The organism is Streptomyces sp. NPDC050619, from assembly GCF_040654815.1.
Classification (GTDB): Bacteria; Actinomycetota; Actinomycetes; order Streptomycetales; family Streptomycetaceae; genus Streptomyces.
On sequence record NZ_JBFAIR010000003.1, the window covers coordinates 212,535 to 229,742 of the forward strand.

Consider the following 17,208-nt stretch of genomic DNA (forward strand, 5'->3'; position numbering starts at 1 on the left):
CGACTGGCGTTCAGAAAAAGGTAATTCGAGAGTCACTCGCTCTTATCGAAGTCCCGGTTCCAATTGAGCAGCGAAAAGCGGCACTGCGGAAGGCAAGGGAAGATGTCCCGAGTACGCCCGGGAACACGTCACTACAAGGTCGTCTGTTCCTCATGCGGAACCCGCTACGAGGACGACGGCCTCGTCCTCGACTGCTCCCGTCGGCACGAACCCGCATTCCTGCGCACCGAGTACGACGGGATCGGCGCCCACGCCGGCGCCCACACCGGTGAGAGCACCGGGCTGTTCCGGCACGCCCCGATGCTGCCGGTGGCACGCACCTTCCCCGATGTACCCGGCCCGGTCGTGCACCGCGCGGAACGGCTCGGCCGCCGTATCGGTCTCGACAGGCTGTGGGTCGCCTTCAACGGCTACTGGCCGGAGAGCGGGGCGCACCTGCCGACCTGCACCTTCAAGGACCTGGAGGCCTACACGGTCCTCGGCCGCCTGCCCGCCGCGCCGCCCGTCCTGGTGATCCCCTCGGCGGGCAACACCGCCGCCGCCTTCGCCTGGGCCGCCACCCGCCACCGGGTGCCCTGCCTGCTCGTCGTACCCGCCCCGGCCCTGGAGCGGATGCGCTTCCCCGCCCCGCTCGACCCCTGCGTACGGCTCGTCGTCCTCGACGGCACCGCCACCTACAGCGACGCCATCGCCTGCGCCGACCTGCTCGCCGCTCTCCCCGGCCACCACGCCGAGGGCGGCTCGCGCAACGTCGGCCGCCGCGACGGCCTCGGCACCGTACTGCTGGCCGCCGCCGACGCCCTCGGACGGCTGCCGCAGACCTATGTGCAGGCCGTCGGCAGCGGCACCGGGGCCATCGGCGCCCACGAGGCGGCGCGCCGCGTCCGCGCGGACGGCGAGCCGCTGCCGCGGCTGCTGATGTGTCAGAACGCGCCCTTCGCGCCCCTGCACGACGCCTGGCACTCAGCCGGCCCGGCCCCGGCCCACCGCGAACACGAGCCGCTGGCCCGTGAACTGACCAACCGCCGCCCGCCGTTCACCGTGCGCGGCGGGGTCCGTGACGTGCTGACCGAGAGCGGCGGCGACGTCCTCTGTACGGACAACGAGGCCGCGCTCGCCGCCCTGGCCCTCTTCGAGGAGATCGAGGGCATCGACATCGAGCCGGGCGCCGGGGTCGCGCTGGCCGCCCTGGCCGAGGCGGTACGGGCCGGACAGGTCCGCAGGGACGAACTGGTGCTCCTGAACATCACGGGCGGTGGCCGGGCCCGCCAGGCCCAGGACATCGCGCTCGTCCCCGCCGAGCCGTGGCTGCGCGTGGCGTGGCCCGGACGCGAGGAAGGCCCGCGCTTCGTCGCCGAACAGGTGGAACGGCTGCTGACCGGCGCCGGCGCCATCGCCGTCGGGGAGGGCCGGTGACCGTCGCGCTGGACCTGTCCGCCGCCCAGCGCTCGATGTGGTTCGGGCAGCGGCTCGACCCCGCCGGGCCCGCCTACAACGTGGGCGAGTACACCGAGATCCACGGGCCCGTCGACCCCGTGCGCTTCCGGGCCGCGGTGCGTGCGGTGGTGGACGCGACCGAGACACTGCGGGTGCGGTTCGCCGCCGCGGTCGACAACGTGGCCACCGACGATCCAGGGGCGCGGGGAACCGCGCGAGCGGCCACCGACGACGAAGCGGCCACCATCCGCCAGTTCGTCGACACCGACCCGTCCTGGGACCTGCCCGTCGTCGACCTCACCGGCGAAGCCGAACCCCGGTCGGCCGCCGAAGCGTGGATGGACACGGACTTCGCCACGGCGTTCGACCTCGACCGTGGCCCGCTCTTCCGTTACGCGCTGCTGAGGCTCGCGGACGCCCACTGGATCTGGTACCAGCGCTACCACCACATAGCGGTCGACGGCTACAGCTGCTCCCTCATCGCCGGCCGGGTGGCCGACGCCTACACCCACCTCGTGGCGGATACGCCCCCAGCGCCCCTCGCGCCCCTCGCGCCCCTCGCGCCGCTGGTCGCCCAGGACGAGGCCTACCGCGCGAGCGAACGCCACGCCTCGGACCGTGCGTACTGGACGGGAGCCCTCGCCGACCGCCCCGAGCCGACGAGTCTGTCCGCCCGGCCGCCGCAGGTCGCCGACCGCTTCCACCGCCGGACCGGTCATCTCCCCGAAGCGGCGGGGGACTTGGTGCACGCGGCTGCCGGTCAGGCCGGCACCCGGTGGTCGCGGGTCGTGCTCGCGGCGACCGCCGCCTATCTGCACCGGCTCACCGGAGCCCGGGACGTCGTCCTCGGCCTCGCCGTCACGGCCCGCGAGAGCGACACCGAACTCGCCACCCCGGGCATGGCCTCCAACGTGCTCCCGCTGCGTGTCACCGTACGACCCGACACCCCCGCCCACGACCTCGTACGGCAGACCGCGACCGCCACCCGCGACCTGCTGGCCCGTCAGCGGTACCGGGGTGAGGATCTGCGCCGGGAGCTGGACTGGCCGCAGGACGGGCGGCGCTTCTTCGGGCCCGTCGTCAACATCATGGCCTTCGGGCCGGAGTTGCGGTTCGCCGGGCACCCGACCACTCGCCACAACCTGTCCACGGGGCCTGTCGAGGACCTCGCGGTCAACGTGTACGACCGCGCCGACGACCACGGCATCCGCGTCGACCTCGACGCCAACCCCGCCCATTACACGGATGCCGAACTCACCGCCCATCACCGGCGTTTCGTCCACTTCCTGGAGCGGTTCGCCACCGCCGGACCCGAAACCCCGGTGGGCCGCGTGGAGTTGCTCCTGCCCGAGGAGCGAGCTGCGACCCGCCTCGACGGCGCTCCCGCACGCGCGGACGAGGCGACCGTGCCCGGTCTCTTCGCCGCCCGGGTCTCGGCCGACCCGGACGGCACGGCCGTGATCCACGGTGAACACGGCATCAGCTACCGGGAGGTGAACCACCGGGCCAACCGGCTCGCGCACCGGCTGCTGAGCCTCGGTGTCCGGCCCGAGGACCGGGTCGCGGTCCTGATGCGCCGTTCCGACAGTCTCGTCATCGCGCTGCTGGCCGTCCTCAAGGCGGGCGGCGCCTACGTCGGCCTCGATCCGCACGCCCCGGCGGCCCGCACCGGGCGGATCCTCGCGGAGACCGGCGCGACGGTCCTGCTGACCGACAGCGTGCCGATCGAGGGGTACGAGGGGTACGAGGGCATCGTCCCCATCGCCGTCGACGATCCGGCACTCGCCGCCGAACCGGACACGGACCCCGGCGTACCCCTGCGCCCGGCCCAACTGGCCTACGTCAGCTACACCTCCGGCTCCACCGGCACACCCAAGGGCGTCGCCGTCACCCATCACGACGTCACCGCCCTCGCCGCCGACTCGGCGTTCGCCGACGGCGCCCACGCGCGCGTGCTCGTGCACTCGCCGACCGCGTTCGACGCCTCCACGTACGAGATGTGGGTGCCGCTGCTGAGCGGCGGCACCGCCGTGGTCGCCGGAGCCGACGAGGACATGGACGCCGCTGCCGTCGCCCGCCTGACGTCACGGCACCGGCTGACGGCGCTGTGGCTCACCGCCGGGCTGTTCCGGCTCGCCGCCGAGGAGGACCCGGGCTGCTTCGCCGGGCTGCGCCGGGTGTGGACCGGCGGCGAGGCAGTCCCCGCCGGCGCGGTCCGCCGGGTCCTGGAAGCCTGCCCGGACCTGATCGTCACCGACGGCTACGGCCCGACCGAGACCACGACCTTCGCCACCAGCCGCCCCTGCCTCCCGGGCACGCGAGTCCCGGACCCGCTGCCCATCGGCCGCCCCCTGGACGGCATGCGCGCCCATGTCCTCGACGGCGCCCTCCAGCCCGTTCCGCCGGGCACGGTGGGGGAGTTGTATGTCGCCGGTCCTGGTGTGGCCCGCGGCTACCTGGGCCGCCCCGCCGCGAGCGCCGTACGGTTCGTCGCCGATCCGTACGGCCCGCCGGGCGCCCGGATGTACCGCACCGGAGATCGCGTCCGCCTGACACCCGACGGCGAGCTGGAGTACCACGGCCGCGCCGACGCACAGGTGAAACTGCGCGGGTTCCGCATCGAGCCCGGCGAGATAGAGGCGGTCCTCGCCGCCCGCCCCGAGGTCGCCCAGGCGGTCGCCGTCGTCCGCGAGGACCGTCCCGGCGACCGGCGCCTGGTGGCCTACGTCGTGGGCGGTAGCCCTGAAGAGTTGCGCGACCATCTCGCCGGGCACCTGCCCGACTTCATGGTGCCCTCGGCCGTCGTCGTCCTGGACCGGCTGCCGCTGACCGCCAACGGCAAGCTCGACCGGGCCGCGCTGCCCGCTCCGGCGATGTCCGGGGCCGGTCCCGCCGAGTCCGCGCGTACCCCGCACGAAGAGGTCCTGTGCGCCCTGTTCGCGGCCGTTCTGGGCGTGCCGGACGTCGGCCCCCGCGACAGTTTCTTCGCACTCGGCGGCCACTCGCTGCTGGCACTGCGGCTCCTGGGCCGGGTGCGCGCCGCGCTCGGCACCGAGCTGACGCTGCGCGATGTGTTCCGGGCACCGACTCCGGCCGGACTGGCCCGGCTGGTCGTCAACGGGACCGCCGTAGGACCCGCCCCACGGCCGATCGTACGTACCGTCCCGGGCGAGGCGCCGCTGTCGTCCGCCCAGCGGCGGCTGTGGTTCCTGGACCGGCTGGAGGGTGCCGGTGCGGCGTACCACGTCCCGCTCGCCGTACGGCTGACCGGCGGCCCCCTCGATGTGGACGCCCTGCGCGCCGCCTTGGCCGACGTCGTCGACCGGCACGAGATCCTGCGCACCGTCTACCCGGAAGCCGACGGCATCCCGTGCCAGCGCCTGCTGGCGGGCTCGCGGCCCGGACTGCCCTTCGAGCACGTTGCCGACACCGAACTCCCGCAGCGGCTCGTGGAGTTGGCGGGAGTGGAATTCCACCTCGCCGAGGAGATCCCGTTCCGCGCCCATCTGCTCGCCCTCGGCCCCGAGGACCACGTACTCCTGCTCGTCCTGCACCACATCGCCGCCGACGGCTGGTCCCTGGACCCCCTCCTCCGTGACCTGGCGACCGCCTACCGGGCCCGCCTTGCGGGACAGGCACCGGAACTGTCGCCGCTGCCCGTCCAGTACGCCGACTACGGCGTCTGGCAGCACGACGTGCTCGACCGACCGGACCTGAAGGATCGTCAACTCGCCCACTGGCGCCAAGCCTTGGCCGGACTCGCGGACGAACTCCCGCTCCCGGCCGACCGGTCCCGGCCGGCCCGCGCCACCCACCGGGGCGGCGACGTCCCCGTCCTGCTGGACGCGGCCCTGCACCGGAGGCTGCGCGAGCTGGCCACCGAGAGCGGGACGACGGTGTTCATGGTCGTGCAGGCCGGGCTCGCCGCGCTGCTCACCCGGTTGGGCGCGGGCACCGACATCCCGCTCGGCACACCGGTCGCGGGCCGCGCCGACGAGGTGCTCGACGACCTGGTGGGCTGCTTCGTCAACACCCTCGTCCTGCGCACCGACACCTCCGGCGATCCGGCCTTCCGGGATCTGCTGGACCGGGTCCGGGAGGCCGACCTGGCGGCCTACGCGCACCAGGACCTGCCTTTCGAGCACCTGGTCGAGGCACTCAACCCGCCCCGCTCGCTCGCCCGGCACCCCCTCTTCCAGGTGATGCTCGCCTTCCGCCCCACCGCCGGACCCCACCTCGACCTGCCCGGCCTCGGCGCCCGGACGCTGCCCGTGGAGACCGGCGCCACGAAGATCGACCTGACGTTCAACCTGGGCGAGCAGCGCGCACCCGACGGGTCTCCGGAGGGCATCGAGGGCGTGCTCCAGTACAGCGCCGACCTCTTCGACCGCCGTACGGCCGAGGAACTGGCCGCTCGTCTGGAGCGGTTGCTGCGCGCCGCCGTCGACGACCCGGGCCGCGCGATCGGCACGCTCGACATCCTCGCCCCCGGCGAACGTCACCGCCTGCTCGTCGAGTTCAATGACACGGCACGGGACGTCCCGAACACCACCTTCCCCCGGCTGTTCGAGGCGCGTGCCGCCGATGCTCCCGACGCCGTGGCGGTGACGGATGCCGACACCTCGCTCACCTATCGCCAACTCGAGGCCCGAGCCGACCGGTTGGCTCGCACGCTGGCGTCGTACGGCGCCGGCCCGGGGCGGATCGTCGCCTTCTCGCTGCCCCGGTCGGTCGATCTCGCGGTCGCCGTGCTCGCCGTCCTCAAGGCAGGCGCGGCCTATCTGCCGCTCGACCCGGAACATCCCGCCGAGCGCACGGCCTTTCTGCTCGCCGACGCGGCTCCGGTGTGTGTGGTCGCCCGGGACGAGCTCCTGGTCGAGGTGCCCGTCGTACGCCCTGACGCGACCCCGGACGACCCGGCCACGCCCCTCCCCGAGGCCCGCCCCGCCGACCCCGCCTGCCTGATCTACACCTCCGGCACCACCGGACGTCCCAAGGGCGTCGTCGTCGAGCACCGCAACCTCACCGCCTATGTGGCCCGGTGCGTCGAGGCGTACCCGAGTCTGCGCGGGACCTCGCTGCTGCACGCCACCATGTCCTTCGACGCCACCGTGACCACCCTGCACGGAGCGCTCGCCGCCGGCGGTCGCGTCCACGTCGCCGCCTTCCACGAGGCGGGCGCCGCGCGCCTGCCCGGCGGCTACACCTTCCTCAAGGCCACCCCCAGCCACCTCCCGCTGCTGCCGGCACTGCCGCACGACCTGTCGCCCACCGAGGAGTTCATGCTGGGCGGGGAGGCGCTGGTCGGCGAGGCACTGCGCGCCTGGCGCCTCGACCATCCCCACGTACGGCTGATCAACCACTACGGCCCCACCGAACTCACCGTCGGCTGCACCGACCACCGCATCGAACCCGGCGACGACCTCCCGACCGGCCCCGTGCCCATCGGCCGCCCCATGTGGAACACCCGGGCGTATGTCCTGGACGCCCGCCTGAACCTCGTACCGGTCGGCGTCGAGGGCGAGTTGTACGTCGCCGGTGCCCAGGTGGCCCGCGGTTACTGGCAGCGGCCGGGCCTGACCGCCGAGCGGTTCGTCGCCGATCCCCTCGGGCCTCCCGGCGAGCGCATGTACCGCACCGGCGACCTGGCCGTGCGCCGCGCCGACGGGACCCTGGAACTGCGGGGGCGGGCCGACGGTCAGCTCAAGATCCGGGGCCTCAGGATCGAGCCCGGCGAGATCGAGGGTGTGCTCACCGCACATCCCGGCGTCGCCCAGGCCGCGGTGGCGGTACGGGAGGAAAGGGGCGGCCTCCGGCGTCTCGTCGGATACGTCGTCGCAGCGGCCGGCACCGACCGTGCCGCCCTCCTCGCGCACGCCGCCCGGCACCTGCCCGCCCATATGGTTCCCGAGGCGCTCATGGTCCTTGACACGCTTCCGATGACGCCCAACGGCAAGCTGGACCGCGCGGCTCTGCCCGCGCCGGACGCGGGCCGGGAGAGGGCCGGTGCGGGCCGGGTGCCGCGCACTCCGCAGGAGGAGACGCTTCGGGAACTGTTCGCCGAGGTGCTCGGCCTGGCCGAGGCGGGGGACGAGGTGGGCGTCGACGACGGCTTCTTCGACCTCGGGGGCGACAGCATCACCTCGATCCACCTCGTCAGCCGGGCGATGGCCGAAGGCCTGCGGCTGACCCCACGCGATGTGTTCGAGCAGCGGACCGTCGCCGGGCTCGCCGCACTGGCGGCGGGACGTCCGGCTCCCGAGGGGGCCGAGGAGCGGGAACCGGCGGTCGGCGAACTGCCGTTCACTCCGGCCATGCACCGGCTGCGTGAACGCGGCGGGCCGATCGGCTCGTTCAGCCAGTCGGTCCTTCTCGTCACACCCGTCGGGGCCGAGGAGAAGCGGCTGGTGGCGGCGCTCCAGGCCCTGGTGGACCACCACGACGTCCTGCGGATGCGGGTCGCGGTCGGCGAACGGACCGCGGTCGTGCCGCCGCCCGGAAGCGTCGACGCGGGCACGCTGCTGGAGCGGATCGCCGTACCGGACGGGGACTTCGCCTCCGCCCTGTCCGCGGACGCCGCTCAAATGCGCCCGGAAGAAGGTGAGTTGCTGCATGCCCGCTGGTTCGACACCGGACCGGATCGCCCCGGACGACTATTGCTGACAGTTCATCACCTGGCCGTGGACGGCGTCTCCTGGAACATCCTGCGCTCCGATCTGGTCCACGCCTGGAACGAGGAGCGGTTGTCCGAACCCGGCACCTCCTTCCGCCACTGGGCACGGCTGCTGGAGCGGGAGGCCCGGACTCCGACGAGGGCAGCCGAACTCGCCGTATGGCGACGCCTGTTGGACGCTCCTGACCCGGTGCTCGGAGCCCGGAGCGTCGACCCGGCACGGGACACGGCCGGCACCATGCGCCACCTCACCCGCGACATCCGGGCCGAGGTCACCGCCGAGCTGCTCACCACCGTGCCCGCCGCCTTCCACGCGGGCCCCGACGACGTACTGCTCGCGGCGCTGGCCGCCGCGTTCGTCCGGTGGCGGCGGACCCGGGACGGACACCCGGCGCTCCTGCTGGACATCGAGCGCCACGGCCGCGAGGAGATCGCCGAGGGCATCGACCTGTCCCGCACGGTGGGCTGGTTCACCAGCGTCGTACCCGCCCGGCTGGACCTCACCGGCGTCGACCTCGACGAACCGGCCGACGTCCTCAAGCGGATCAAGGAGCAGCTGCGGTCCGTACCCGACCACGGCATCGGCCACGGCCTGCTCCGCCACCTCAACCCCGAGACCGGACCGGCCCTCGCCGCGCTCCCCGTCCCGCAGATCGCCTTCAACTACCTGGGCCGCACGCCCAGAGAACCGATGAACGACTGGTCGGCGGCTCCGGAGGAACTCCCCGGCCTGTCCCGGCTGGGCGCGGCCCACGACCCCGCGCTGCCCGTGGCACACGGCCTGGAGATCACCGCCGTGACCACCGGTGACGGCCGGCTCGAGGCCACCTGGTCCTGGGCGACCGGCATCTGGTCCGAGGACGACGTACGCGCCCTCGCCGACCTGTGGTGCGAGGAACTGGCCACCCAGGCCGGCGGCACCCCGGCAGGCGGGCACACCCCGTCCGACCTGCCCCTGGTGTCCCTGTCCCAAGCAGAGATCGACGAACTCGAAGCCGAGTTCGGAAGCGAGTGGAGGTAACTCACGGTGACACGGTCCGGAATCGCCGACATCCTGCCCCTGTCGCCGTTGCAGGAAGGCCTGCTCTTCCACGCCCTCTACGACGACGAGCGGTCACCCGATGTCTACGCCGCCCAGCAGATCCTGGAGTTGACCGGACCGGTCGACCCCGCCGCCGTACGCGCGGCCGGACAGGCCCTGCTCGACCGGCACCCCAACCTGCGCGCCTGCTTCCGCCGCCGGGAGGCCGGGGAGCCCGTACAGATCGTGCCCACGGACGTCGAACTGCCGTGGGCCGAGGCCGAGTTGTTTCCCCTCGATGAGGCTGAGCGCGAGAAGGAGTGGGAGCGGCTGCTCGACGAGGAGCGCACCCGTCGCTTCGACCTCGCGAAGCCGCCCCTCCTGCGGTACCTGCTGGTCCGCTGGGCCGCGGACCGGTACCGGCTCGTCGTCACCAACCACCACATCCTGCTCGACGGCTGGTCGAAGCAGCTGCTCGTACGCGAGTTCACCACCCTGTACGCGGGCGAGCACCCGACGGCCCTGCCCCCGGCGCCCGCCTACCGCGACTATCTCGCCTGGCTGGCCCGGCAGGACCGCACCGCCGCCGAGACGGCCTGGCGGGACGCCCTGGCCGAGGTGGACGAGCCCGTCCTGCTCGCCCCGGCCGGGGCCGCCGCCGAGACCGTGCTGCCGCACGAACTCATCGTGGAACTCACCGAAGAGCTGACCACGGCGGCCGACTCCACGGCCCGATCCCTCGGCGTCACCCTCAACACCCTCGTCCAGGCCGCCTGGGGCGTGCTCCTTGGCCGCCTCACCGACCGCACCGACGTCGTCTTCGGCCAGACCGTCACGGTCCGCCCGCCCGAGCTGCCGAACATCGCCTCGATGGTCGGTCTCTGTATCAACACGGTGCCCACGCGGGTCCGTTGGGCCGAGGACGGCACGGTCGCCGACCTGCTCGCCGCCCTCCGGGACCGACACAGCGCCCTGCTGCCGCACCAGCACCTCGGCCTCGCCGACATCAAGCGGGTCACGGGCGGCGGCGAACTCTTCGACACGCTGCTCGCCTTCGAGAACCACCAGACCTCGGCCGACCCCGGAGGGACCCCGGTCACGCCGCTCGGCGGTCACGACGCCACGCACTATCCGCTCACCCTCGCCGTGCTGCCCGGGCGGCGCCTGGCCCTGCGCCTCTCGTATCGGCCCGACCTGTACGACTCGGTGCGGGCTCGTGCGTTGCTGGACCGGTTCGCGGTGGTGATGGAGGGGTTTGTAGCGGATCCGTCGCGGCCGGTGAGCGAGGTGGGGGTGCTGCTGGCGGGCGAGTGGGAGCGGCTGCTGACCCTGTCCCGGGGTGCGGAGTCGTCGGCCTCCGTGGCGACTCTGCACGGGTTGGTGGCGGCGCAGGCGGTGCGGACTCCCGGCGCCTGTGCGGTGGTGTGTGACGGCGCTGAAATGTCGTACGAGGAACTCGTGTCGCGTGCGGAGCGGTTGGCGCGGGTCCTCGTCGGCCGTGGTGCCGGGCCGGAGTCCTTGGTGGCGGTGGCCCTGCCGCGGTCGGTGGACGCCGTGGTGGCGTTGCTGGCGGTGCTGCGGGCGGGGGCGGCGTATGTGCCGCTGGATCCGGCGTCTCCGGCGGAGCGGGTCGCGTTCCTGCTGGGGGACACGCGGCCGGTGTGCGTGATGACGCAGGCCGGAGTGGAGCTGCCCGAAGTCGATGTGCCGTTGGTGGAGGTGGGGGCGGAGCCGGGCGTCGATGACGTGGAGTTGCCGGCGCCGGACGGCCGGGGCGCGGCGTATGTGATCTACACGTCCGGGTCGACGGGCCGGCCGAAGGGAGTCGTGGTGGAGCATGCCAGTGCCGTGAACCTGGTGCGGTGGGCCGTCGCCGAGTTCGGGGCCGACGCCTTGGCACGGACGGTGTGTTCGACCTCGTTCACCTTCGATGTGTCGGTGTTCGAGCTGTTCGCACCGTTGGCCTGTGGCGGCCGGGTGGAGCTGGTGCGGGACGTGCTCGCACTGGCCGAGCGGGACGCGGACGCGGCGACTCTGGTGAGCGGGGTGCCGTCGGCGCTGGCCGCGGTGGTCTCCGCCGGGCGGCTGCCGGCCGGGGTGGACACGGTGGTGCCGGCCGGCGAGGCGCTGCCGTCCGCCCTGCTGGCCGATGTGGTCGCGGCCGGCACCGGGGTGCGGGTGGTGAACGCCTACGGCCCGACGGAGGCCACGGTCTATGCCACGACCTGGTCGACACGGGAGGCGCGGAAGGCGGTGCGCGGGATGCCGCCGATCGGTCGGCCGGTGGCCAACACGCGTGCGTACGTGCTGGATTCCGGCCTGCGGCTGGTGCCGCCGGGTGTGGTGGGCGAGCTCTATCTGGCGGGTGCGGGGCTGGCGCGCGGGTACCTGGACCGGCCGGGGCTGAGCGCCGGACGGTTCGTGGCTGATCCGTTCGGGGGCCCGGGGGAGCGGATGTATCGCACGGGTGACCTGGTGCGCTGGTCGGCGGATGGCTTGGCGGATGGCTTGGCGGCGGGATCGGTGGACGGCCCGGCGGCGGGATCGGTGGACTGCTCGGTGGACGGCTCGGTGGAGGGCGAGCTGAAGTACGTCGGCCGGGCCGACGACCAGGTCAAGATCCGCGGCTTCCGTATCGAACTCGGCGAGATCGAAGCGGTGTTGGCGCGGCATGCGTCCGTCGCCCAGGTCGCCGTCGTGGTGCGGGACGGACGCCTCGTCGGCTACGTCGTCCCGCACGGCACCACCGACCCGGCCGTACTGCGCCGCCACGTCGCCGCGAGTCTGCCGGACCACATGGTGCCCTCCGCGACGGTGGTTCTCGACGCGCTCCCGTTCACCGCGAACGGCAAGCTCGACCGCAAGGCCCTCCCCGCCCCGGCAATCTCCGGCGGCGCCGAGAAGCAGGCTCCGCGCACCCCGCAGGAAGAGATCCTCTGCGGCCTGTTCGCCGACGTCCTGGGCATCCCCGGACACCAGGTCGGCGTCGACGACGGCTTCTTCGAGCTCGGCGGCGACTCCCTGCTCGTCATGCGCCTCGTCGACCGGGTACGCACGGCACTGGGCGCCACCCTGCCCGTACGGGCGGTCTTCGAGGCGCCGACACCCGCCGCACTGGCCGCCCGCCTCGACGAGAGCGACGACGTACGGCGTCCCGAACTCGCCGCGCGGGAACGGGAGTCGGCGCCGATTCCGCTGTCGTACGCCCAGCAGCGGCTGTGGTTCATGAGCCGGCTCGACGGGGGCAACACCGGCTACACCGTGCCCTGGGCACTGCGCCTGACCGGGCCGCTCGACCATCCGGCCCTCGAAGCGGCGCTCGCCGACCTCGTGACCCGGCACGAACCGCTGCGCACCCTGCACCCGGACTTCCAGGGCACCCCGTACCAGCGGATCCTGGATCCCGAGGTGGGGCGCCCGAGCCTGTCCGTCGTACCGGCCGCCGAGGCGGAACTGCCCGGCCTGCTCACGGCCGCCGCAACCCGGCGTTTCGACCTGTCCACGCAGACGCCGCTGACCGCGACTCTGTACGCCCTCGCGGACGACGACGACGTCAACGTACTACTGCTGCTCGCCCACCACATCGCCCTCGACGGCTGGTCCCTGGTGCCGCTGATGCGCGATCTGGAGACGGCGTACGCCGCCCGACGGGCGGGAGAGAGCCCCGACTGGGCGCCGCTGCCCGTGCAATACGCGGACTTCGCGCACTGGCAGCGCGACCTGCTGGGCGACGGAGGCGTACCCGGCAGTCTGATGCGACGTCAGCTCGACTTCTGGCGCGAGGCGTTGTCGGGGATGCCGGACGAACTGCCGCTTCCGGCCGACCGTCCGAGGCCCGCGGAACCCAGTGGGCGCGGTGGCCGGGCCGACCTCGTCATCGACGCGGAGCTGCACACCGCCCTCGCCGACCTCGCCGCGACGTCCCGGGTCACGCTGTTCATGGTGCTCCAGGCCGCGCTGGCCGCGCTGCTGACCCGGCTGGGCTCGGGCACCGACATCCCCATCGGCACACCGGTCGCCGGGCGTCCCGACGGCAGACTGGACGACCTGGTCGGCTTCTTCGTCAACAGCCTGACGCTCCGCACCGACACCTCGGGCAACCCCGAATTCCGTGAACTGCTGCACCGCGTCCGGGACTTCGATCTGGCCGCCTACCACCACCAGGACGTGCCGTTCGACCTGCTGGTGGACGCCGTCAGCCCCGAACGCACGCTGGCCCGGCACCCGCTGTTCCAGGTCATGCTGGCCTACACCGGCCACATGTCCGACCTCGGCCGGTCCCTGCCCGGTCTGGATGTCGCCCGCGAGCCCGTCGAGACGGGGGGCGCCCGCTTCGACCTGTCGCTCTACCTGAGCGAGCACCGCCACGGCGACGGCGCCCCGGCGGGCATCGACGGGGTCGTCGAGTACAGCGCCGACCTGTTCGAACCGGCCACCGCCCAGCGGCTCGCCCGGCAGTTCGTCCGCTTCCTCGCCGCCGTCGCGGCCGACGCCGGCCGACGCGTCGACGACGTCGATCTCCTCGGCGACGACGAACGACGGCTCCTCGACGCGTGGAACGCCACGGACCGCACGGTGCGCCCGCTCTCGCTCGCCGAGCTCTTCCGGGAGCAGGCCCGGCGCACACCGGACGTCTGCGCGCTGGCGGCACCGGGCGGCGAGCTGTCGTACGCCGAACTCGACGCGCGCGCCGAGCGGTTGGCGCGAGTCCTGGCGGGCCGGGGCATCGGTCCGGGGGACGTGGTGGCGGTGGTACTGCCGCGTTCGGCGGACCGCGTCGTCGCGGTGCTGGCGGTGGCGCTGGCGGGGGCGGCGTTCCTGCCCGTGGACCCCGCCCTGCCGGGCGAGCGGATCGACATGATGCTCGCCGACGCGCGCCCCGCGCTGGTGCTCAGGGACCTCGCGATGGACGGCGATCCGGGTGAACTGCCCGCCGTGCACGAGTCGTCCCAGGCCGCGTACGTGATCTACACCTCGGGTTCGACCGGCCTGCCCAAGGGCGTCGTCGTGGCGAACCGGGGGCTGGCCGCGCTGGCGCAGACACAGGTCGAGCGGTTCGAACTCAGCCCTGGCGCACGGGTGTTGCAGTTCTCCTCACCCGGGTTCGACGCGTCGGTGATGGAACTGCTGATGGCGTTCGCCTCGGGTGGGACGCTGGTCGTGCCGCCGGAAGGCCCGCTGGTCGGCGAGGTGCTGGAGGGGGTACTGACGGACGGCCGGATCACCCACGCCCTCGTTCCGCCCGCCGCCCTGGCCACGCTCCCCGAGACCGAGCTGCCCGCCCTGCGCACCCTGATCGTGGGCGGCGAGGCCTGCTCCGGGGCGCTCGTGGCCCGGTGGGCGCCGGGCCGCCGGATGGCCAACGCCTACGGCCCGACCGAGTCCACGGTGTGCGCCACCCTCAGCGTGCCCCTGAGCGGGGACCGGGCTCCGGCCATCGGGCGGGCGGTCACCGGCACCCGGGTGCGCGTCCTGGACGACCGGCTGCGGCCGGTCCCGCCCGGCGCGGTCGGCGAGTTGTACCTCGCCGGGGAGGGGGTGGCGCGCGGGTACCTGGGCCGGCCGGGGCTGAGCGCCGGGCGGTTCGTGGCCGATCCGTTCGGGGGGCCGGGGGAGCGGATGTATCGCACGGGTGACCTGGTGCGCTGGTCGGCCGACGGCTCGGTGGATGGTTCGCTCAACGGCTCGGCGGACGGCTTGGCGGACGGCTCGGCGGTCGGTTCGGTCGACGGCTCGGCGGGCGGCTCGGCGGTCGGCTTGGTCGACGGCTCCGGGGACGGCTTGGTGGACGGCTCCGGGGACGGCTCGGCGGGCGGCTCGGTCGGCGGCGAGCTGGAGTACGTCGGCCGGGCCGACGACCAGGTCAAGATCCGCGGGTTCCGCATCGAGCCGGGCGAGATCGAGGCGGTCCTGGCGCGGCACCCGGCCGTCGACCAGGTGACTGTGACCGTCCGGGAGGACGAGCCGGGCGAGCGGCGGCTGGTCGCCCACGTCGTCGGACATGCCGTGAATCCGGAAGAACTGCGCCGGTACGCGGGCGAGTCGCTGCCCGACTACATGGTCCCCTCCGCCGTCGTCGTCCTGGACGCCCTCCCGCTGACCCCCAACGGCAAGATCGACCGCAAGGCGCTGCCCGCCCCGGACCCCGGCTCCGCTCCGGCGGTGACCGGGCGGGCGCCCTCGACCCCCGCCGAGAAGGTCCTCGCGGGTCTGTTCCGGGAACTGCTGAAGGTGCCCGATGTCGGTCTGGACCAGGGCTTCTTCGATCTGGGCGGGGACAGCATCACCTCGATCCGGCTGGTCAGCCGGGCCCGCGAGGCAGGGGTGGTGATCACACCGAGGAATGTGTTCGAGACCCCGACGGTGGCGGGGCTGGCGGCGGCAGCCGAGGGTCCGGTCGGCGCGGGTGACGCGGAGGTGGCAGCCGGCCCGCGGGGTGCGGATGACGCGGGCGGCGGAGTCGGCCGGGTGCCCCTCACCCCGGTGATGCGATGGCTGCTGGAACGCGGCGGCCCGATCGACCGGCTCAGCCAGTCCGTCCTGCTCATCGTCCCGGCCGACGCCGACCTGACGCGCCTCACCAAGGCGTTGCAGGCGCTCCTCGACCACCACGCCATGCTGCGTTCCCGGCTCACCCCCGACCGGGAACTCGACGTCGGCCCCGCAGGCTGTGTCGACGCCGCCGCCGTCCTCGACCGCCGTGAAGTCTCCGGCACCGACGACCTCCACGCAGCCGTGGCCGAGGAATCCGCCCTCGCGGTGGGGGCTCTCGACCCGGCGGCCGGCGCGATGGTGCGCGCCGTCTGGTTCGACGCCGGTCCGGACCGCACCGGCCGACTGCTGCTGACGATCCATCACCTGGCCGTGGACGGCGTGTCCTGGCGGATCCTCGTCCCCGACCTCGAGGCGGCCTGGGAGGCGGTCGCGGCCGGGCGCACTCCGCAACTGCCGCCCGTCGGGACGTCGTTCCGCCGCTGGTCCACCCTGCTGGGCGAGGAGGCGCGCAGGCCCGCCCGGGTCGTCGAGGCCGACCTGTGGCGCCGTACGGCCGATGCCCCGAGGACGGTGCTGGGTGCCCGCCCGCTCGACCCCGACCGGGACACCGCGGCCACCACCCGCTCGCTGCGCCTCACCCTGCCGGCCGACGCCACCCGGCCCCTGCTCACCACCGTCCCCACCGCCTTCGACGCCGGGGTCCAGGAGATCCTGCTCACCGGGCTGGCACTGGCCGTCGCCGAACGGCAGGGCGGCGGGCACGTCCTGCTCGACGTGGAGGGGCACGGCCGGGAGGAACTCGCACCCGGGCTCGATCTCTCGCGCACGGTGGGCTGGTTCACCTCGCTCTACCCGGTCCACCTCGACCTGCACGGCGTCGACGTGCGCGACGCGCTGGCCGCCGGGCCCGCCGCCGGCGCCGCGGCCCGGCACGTCCGGGACCGGCTGCGGGAACTGCCCGACCACGGCATCGGCCACGGCCTGCTGCGCCACCTCAATCCGGACATCGGGCCCGACCTGGCCAAGCCACCCGCCCCGCTGATCGGCTTCAACTACCTGGGCCGGTTCCCGGCCACAGCCGACAGCGTTTCGTGGACCTTCGCTCCCGAGTCCGCGGCCCTGGGCAGCGGAGCCGACCCGGGCCTGGCCGCAGCTCATGCCCTCGACCTCAACGCCGTCGTCCAGGACACCGACACCGGTCCCCGGCTCGTCGCCGACTGGACATGGCCCGACGAAGTCCTGGACGAGACACAGGTCCGCGCCCTGGGCGAGTCCTGGTTCGCCGCCCTCAGCGCGCTCACGGCACGCGCGACCCGGTCCGCGCCGACCTCGTACGCGGACGTGTCGCTGGGCTCGCTGACCCAGGACGAGATCGACGAACTCGAAGCGGACCTCGGGGACCTAGGGCCCTTCTGATGGATCTCCGCGGCGTCGCGACGCCCGGCACGCACTCTCGCCGCACCGGACGAAAGCCCTAGTAGCTCCGCTACGAGGACTTCCGCCCGCCACGCCGAGAGCACGCACCGAACGCCGCTCCTTCTTCCACGGAGATCCATCAGAAGGGCCCTAGCGGACTTCGACG

Annotated in this window: 3 protein-coding genes; all 3 read left to right on the forward strand. The window is 73.6% G+C overall.

Going from position 1 to position 17,208, the window contains the following annotated elements:
- The first annotated feature begins 102 nt into the window (after positions 1–102).
- From AB0I77_RS07045 to AB0I77_RS07055, 3 genes are read left to right on the forward strand one after another with little or no spacing between them, the layout of a single operon-like run.
- A complete protein-coding gene (locus AB0I77_RS07045; RefSeq protein WP_363281351.1) occupies positions 103–1,416 on the forward strand; it encodes a cysteate synthase in 1,314 nt (437 codons plus the stop codon).
- Positions 1,413–9,131, forward strand: a complete 7,719-nt coding sequence (locus tag AB0I77_RS07050; protein WP_363281352.1) for an amino acid adenylation domain-containing protein — start codon at positions 1,413–1,415, stop codon at positions 9,129–9,131. The genes AB0I77_RS07045 and AB0I77_RS07050 overlap by 4 nt, the downstream gene beginning before the upstream one ends.
- Before the next feature lie 6 nt (positions 9,132–9,137).
- Entirely contained in the window at positions 9,138–17,042 is a 7,905-nt protein-coding gene (locus tag AB0I77_RS07055; protein ID WP_363281353.1) for an amino acid adenylation domain-containing protein, read from the forward strand.
- Positions 17,043–17,208: the final 166 nt, after the last annotated feature.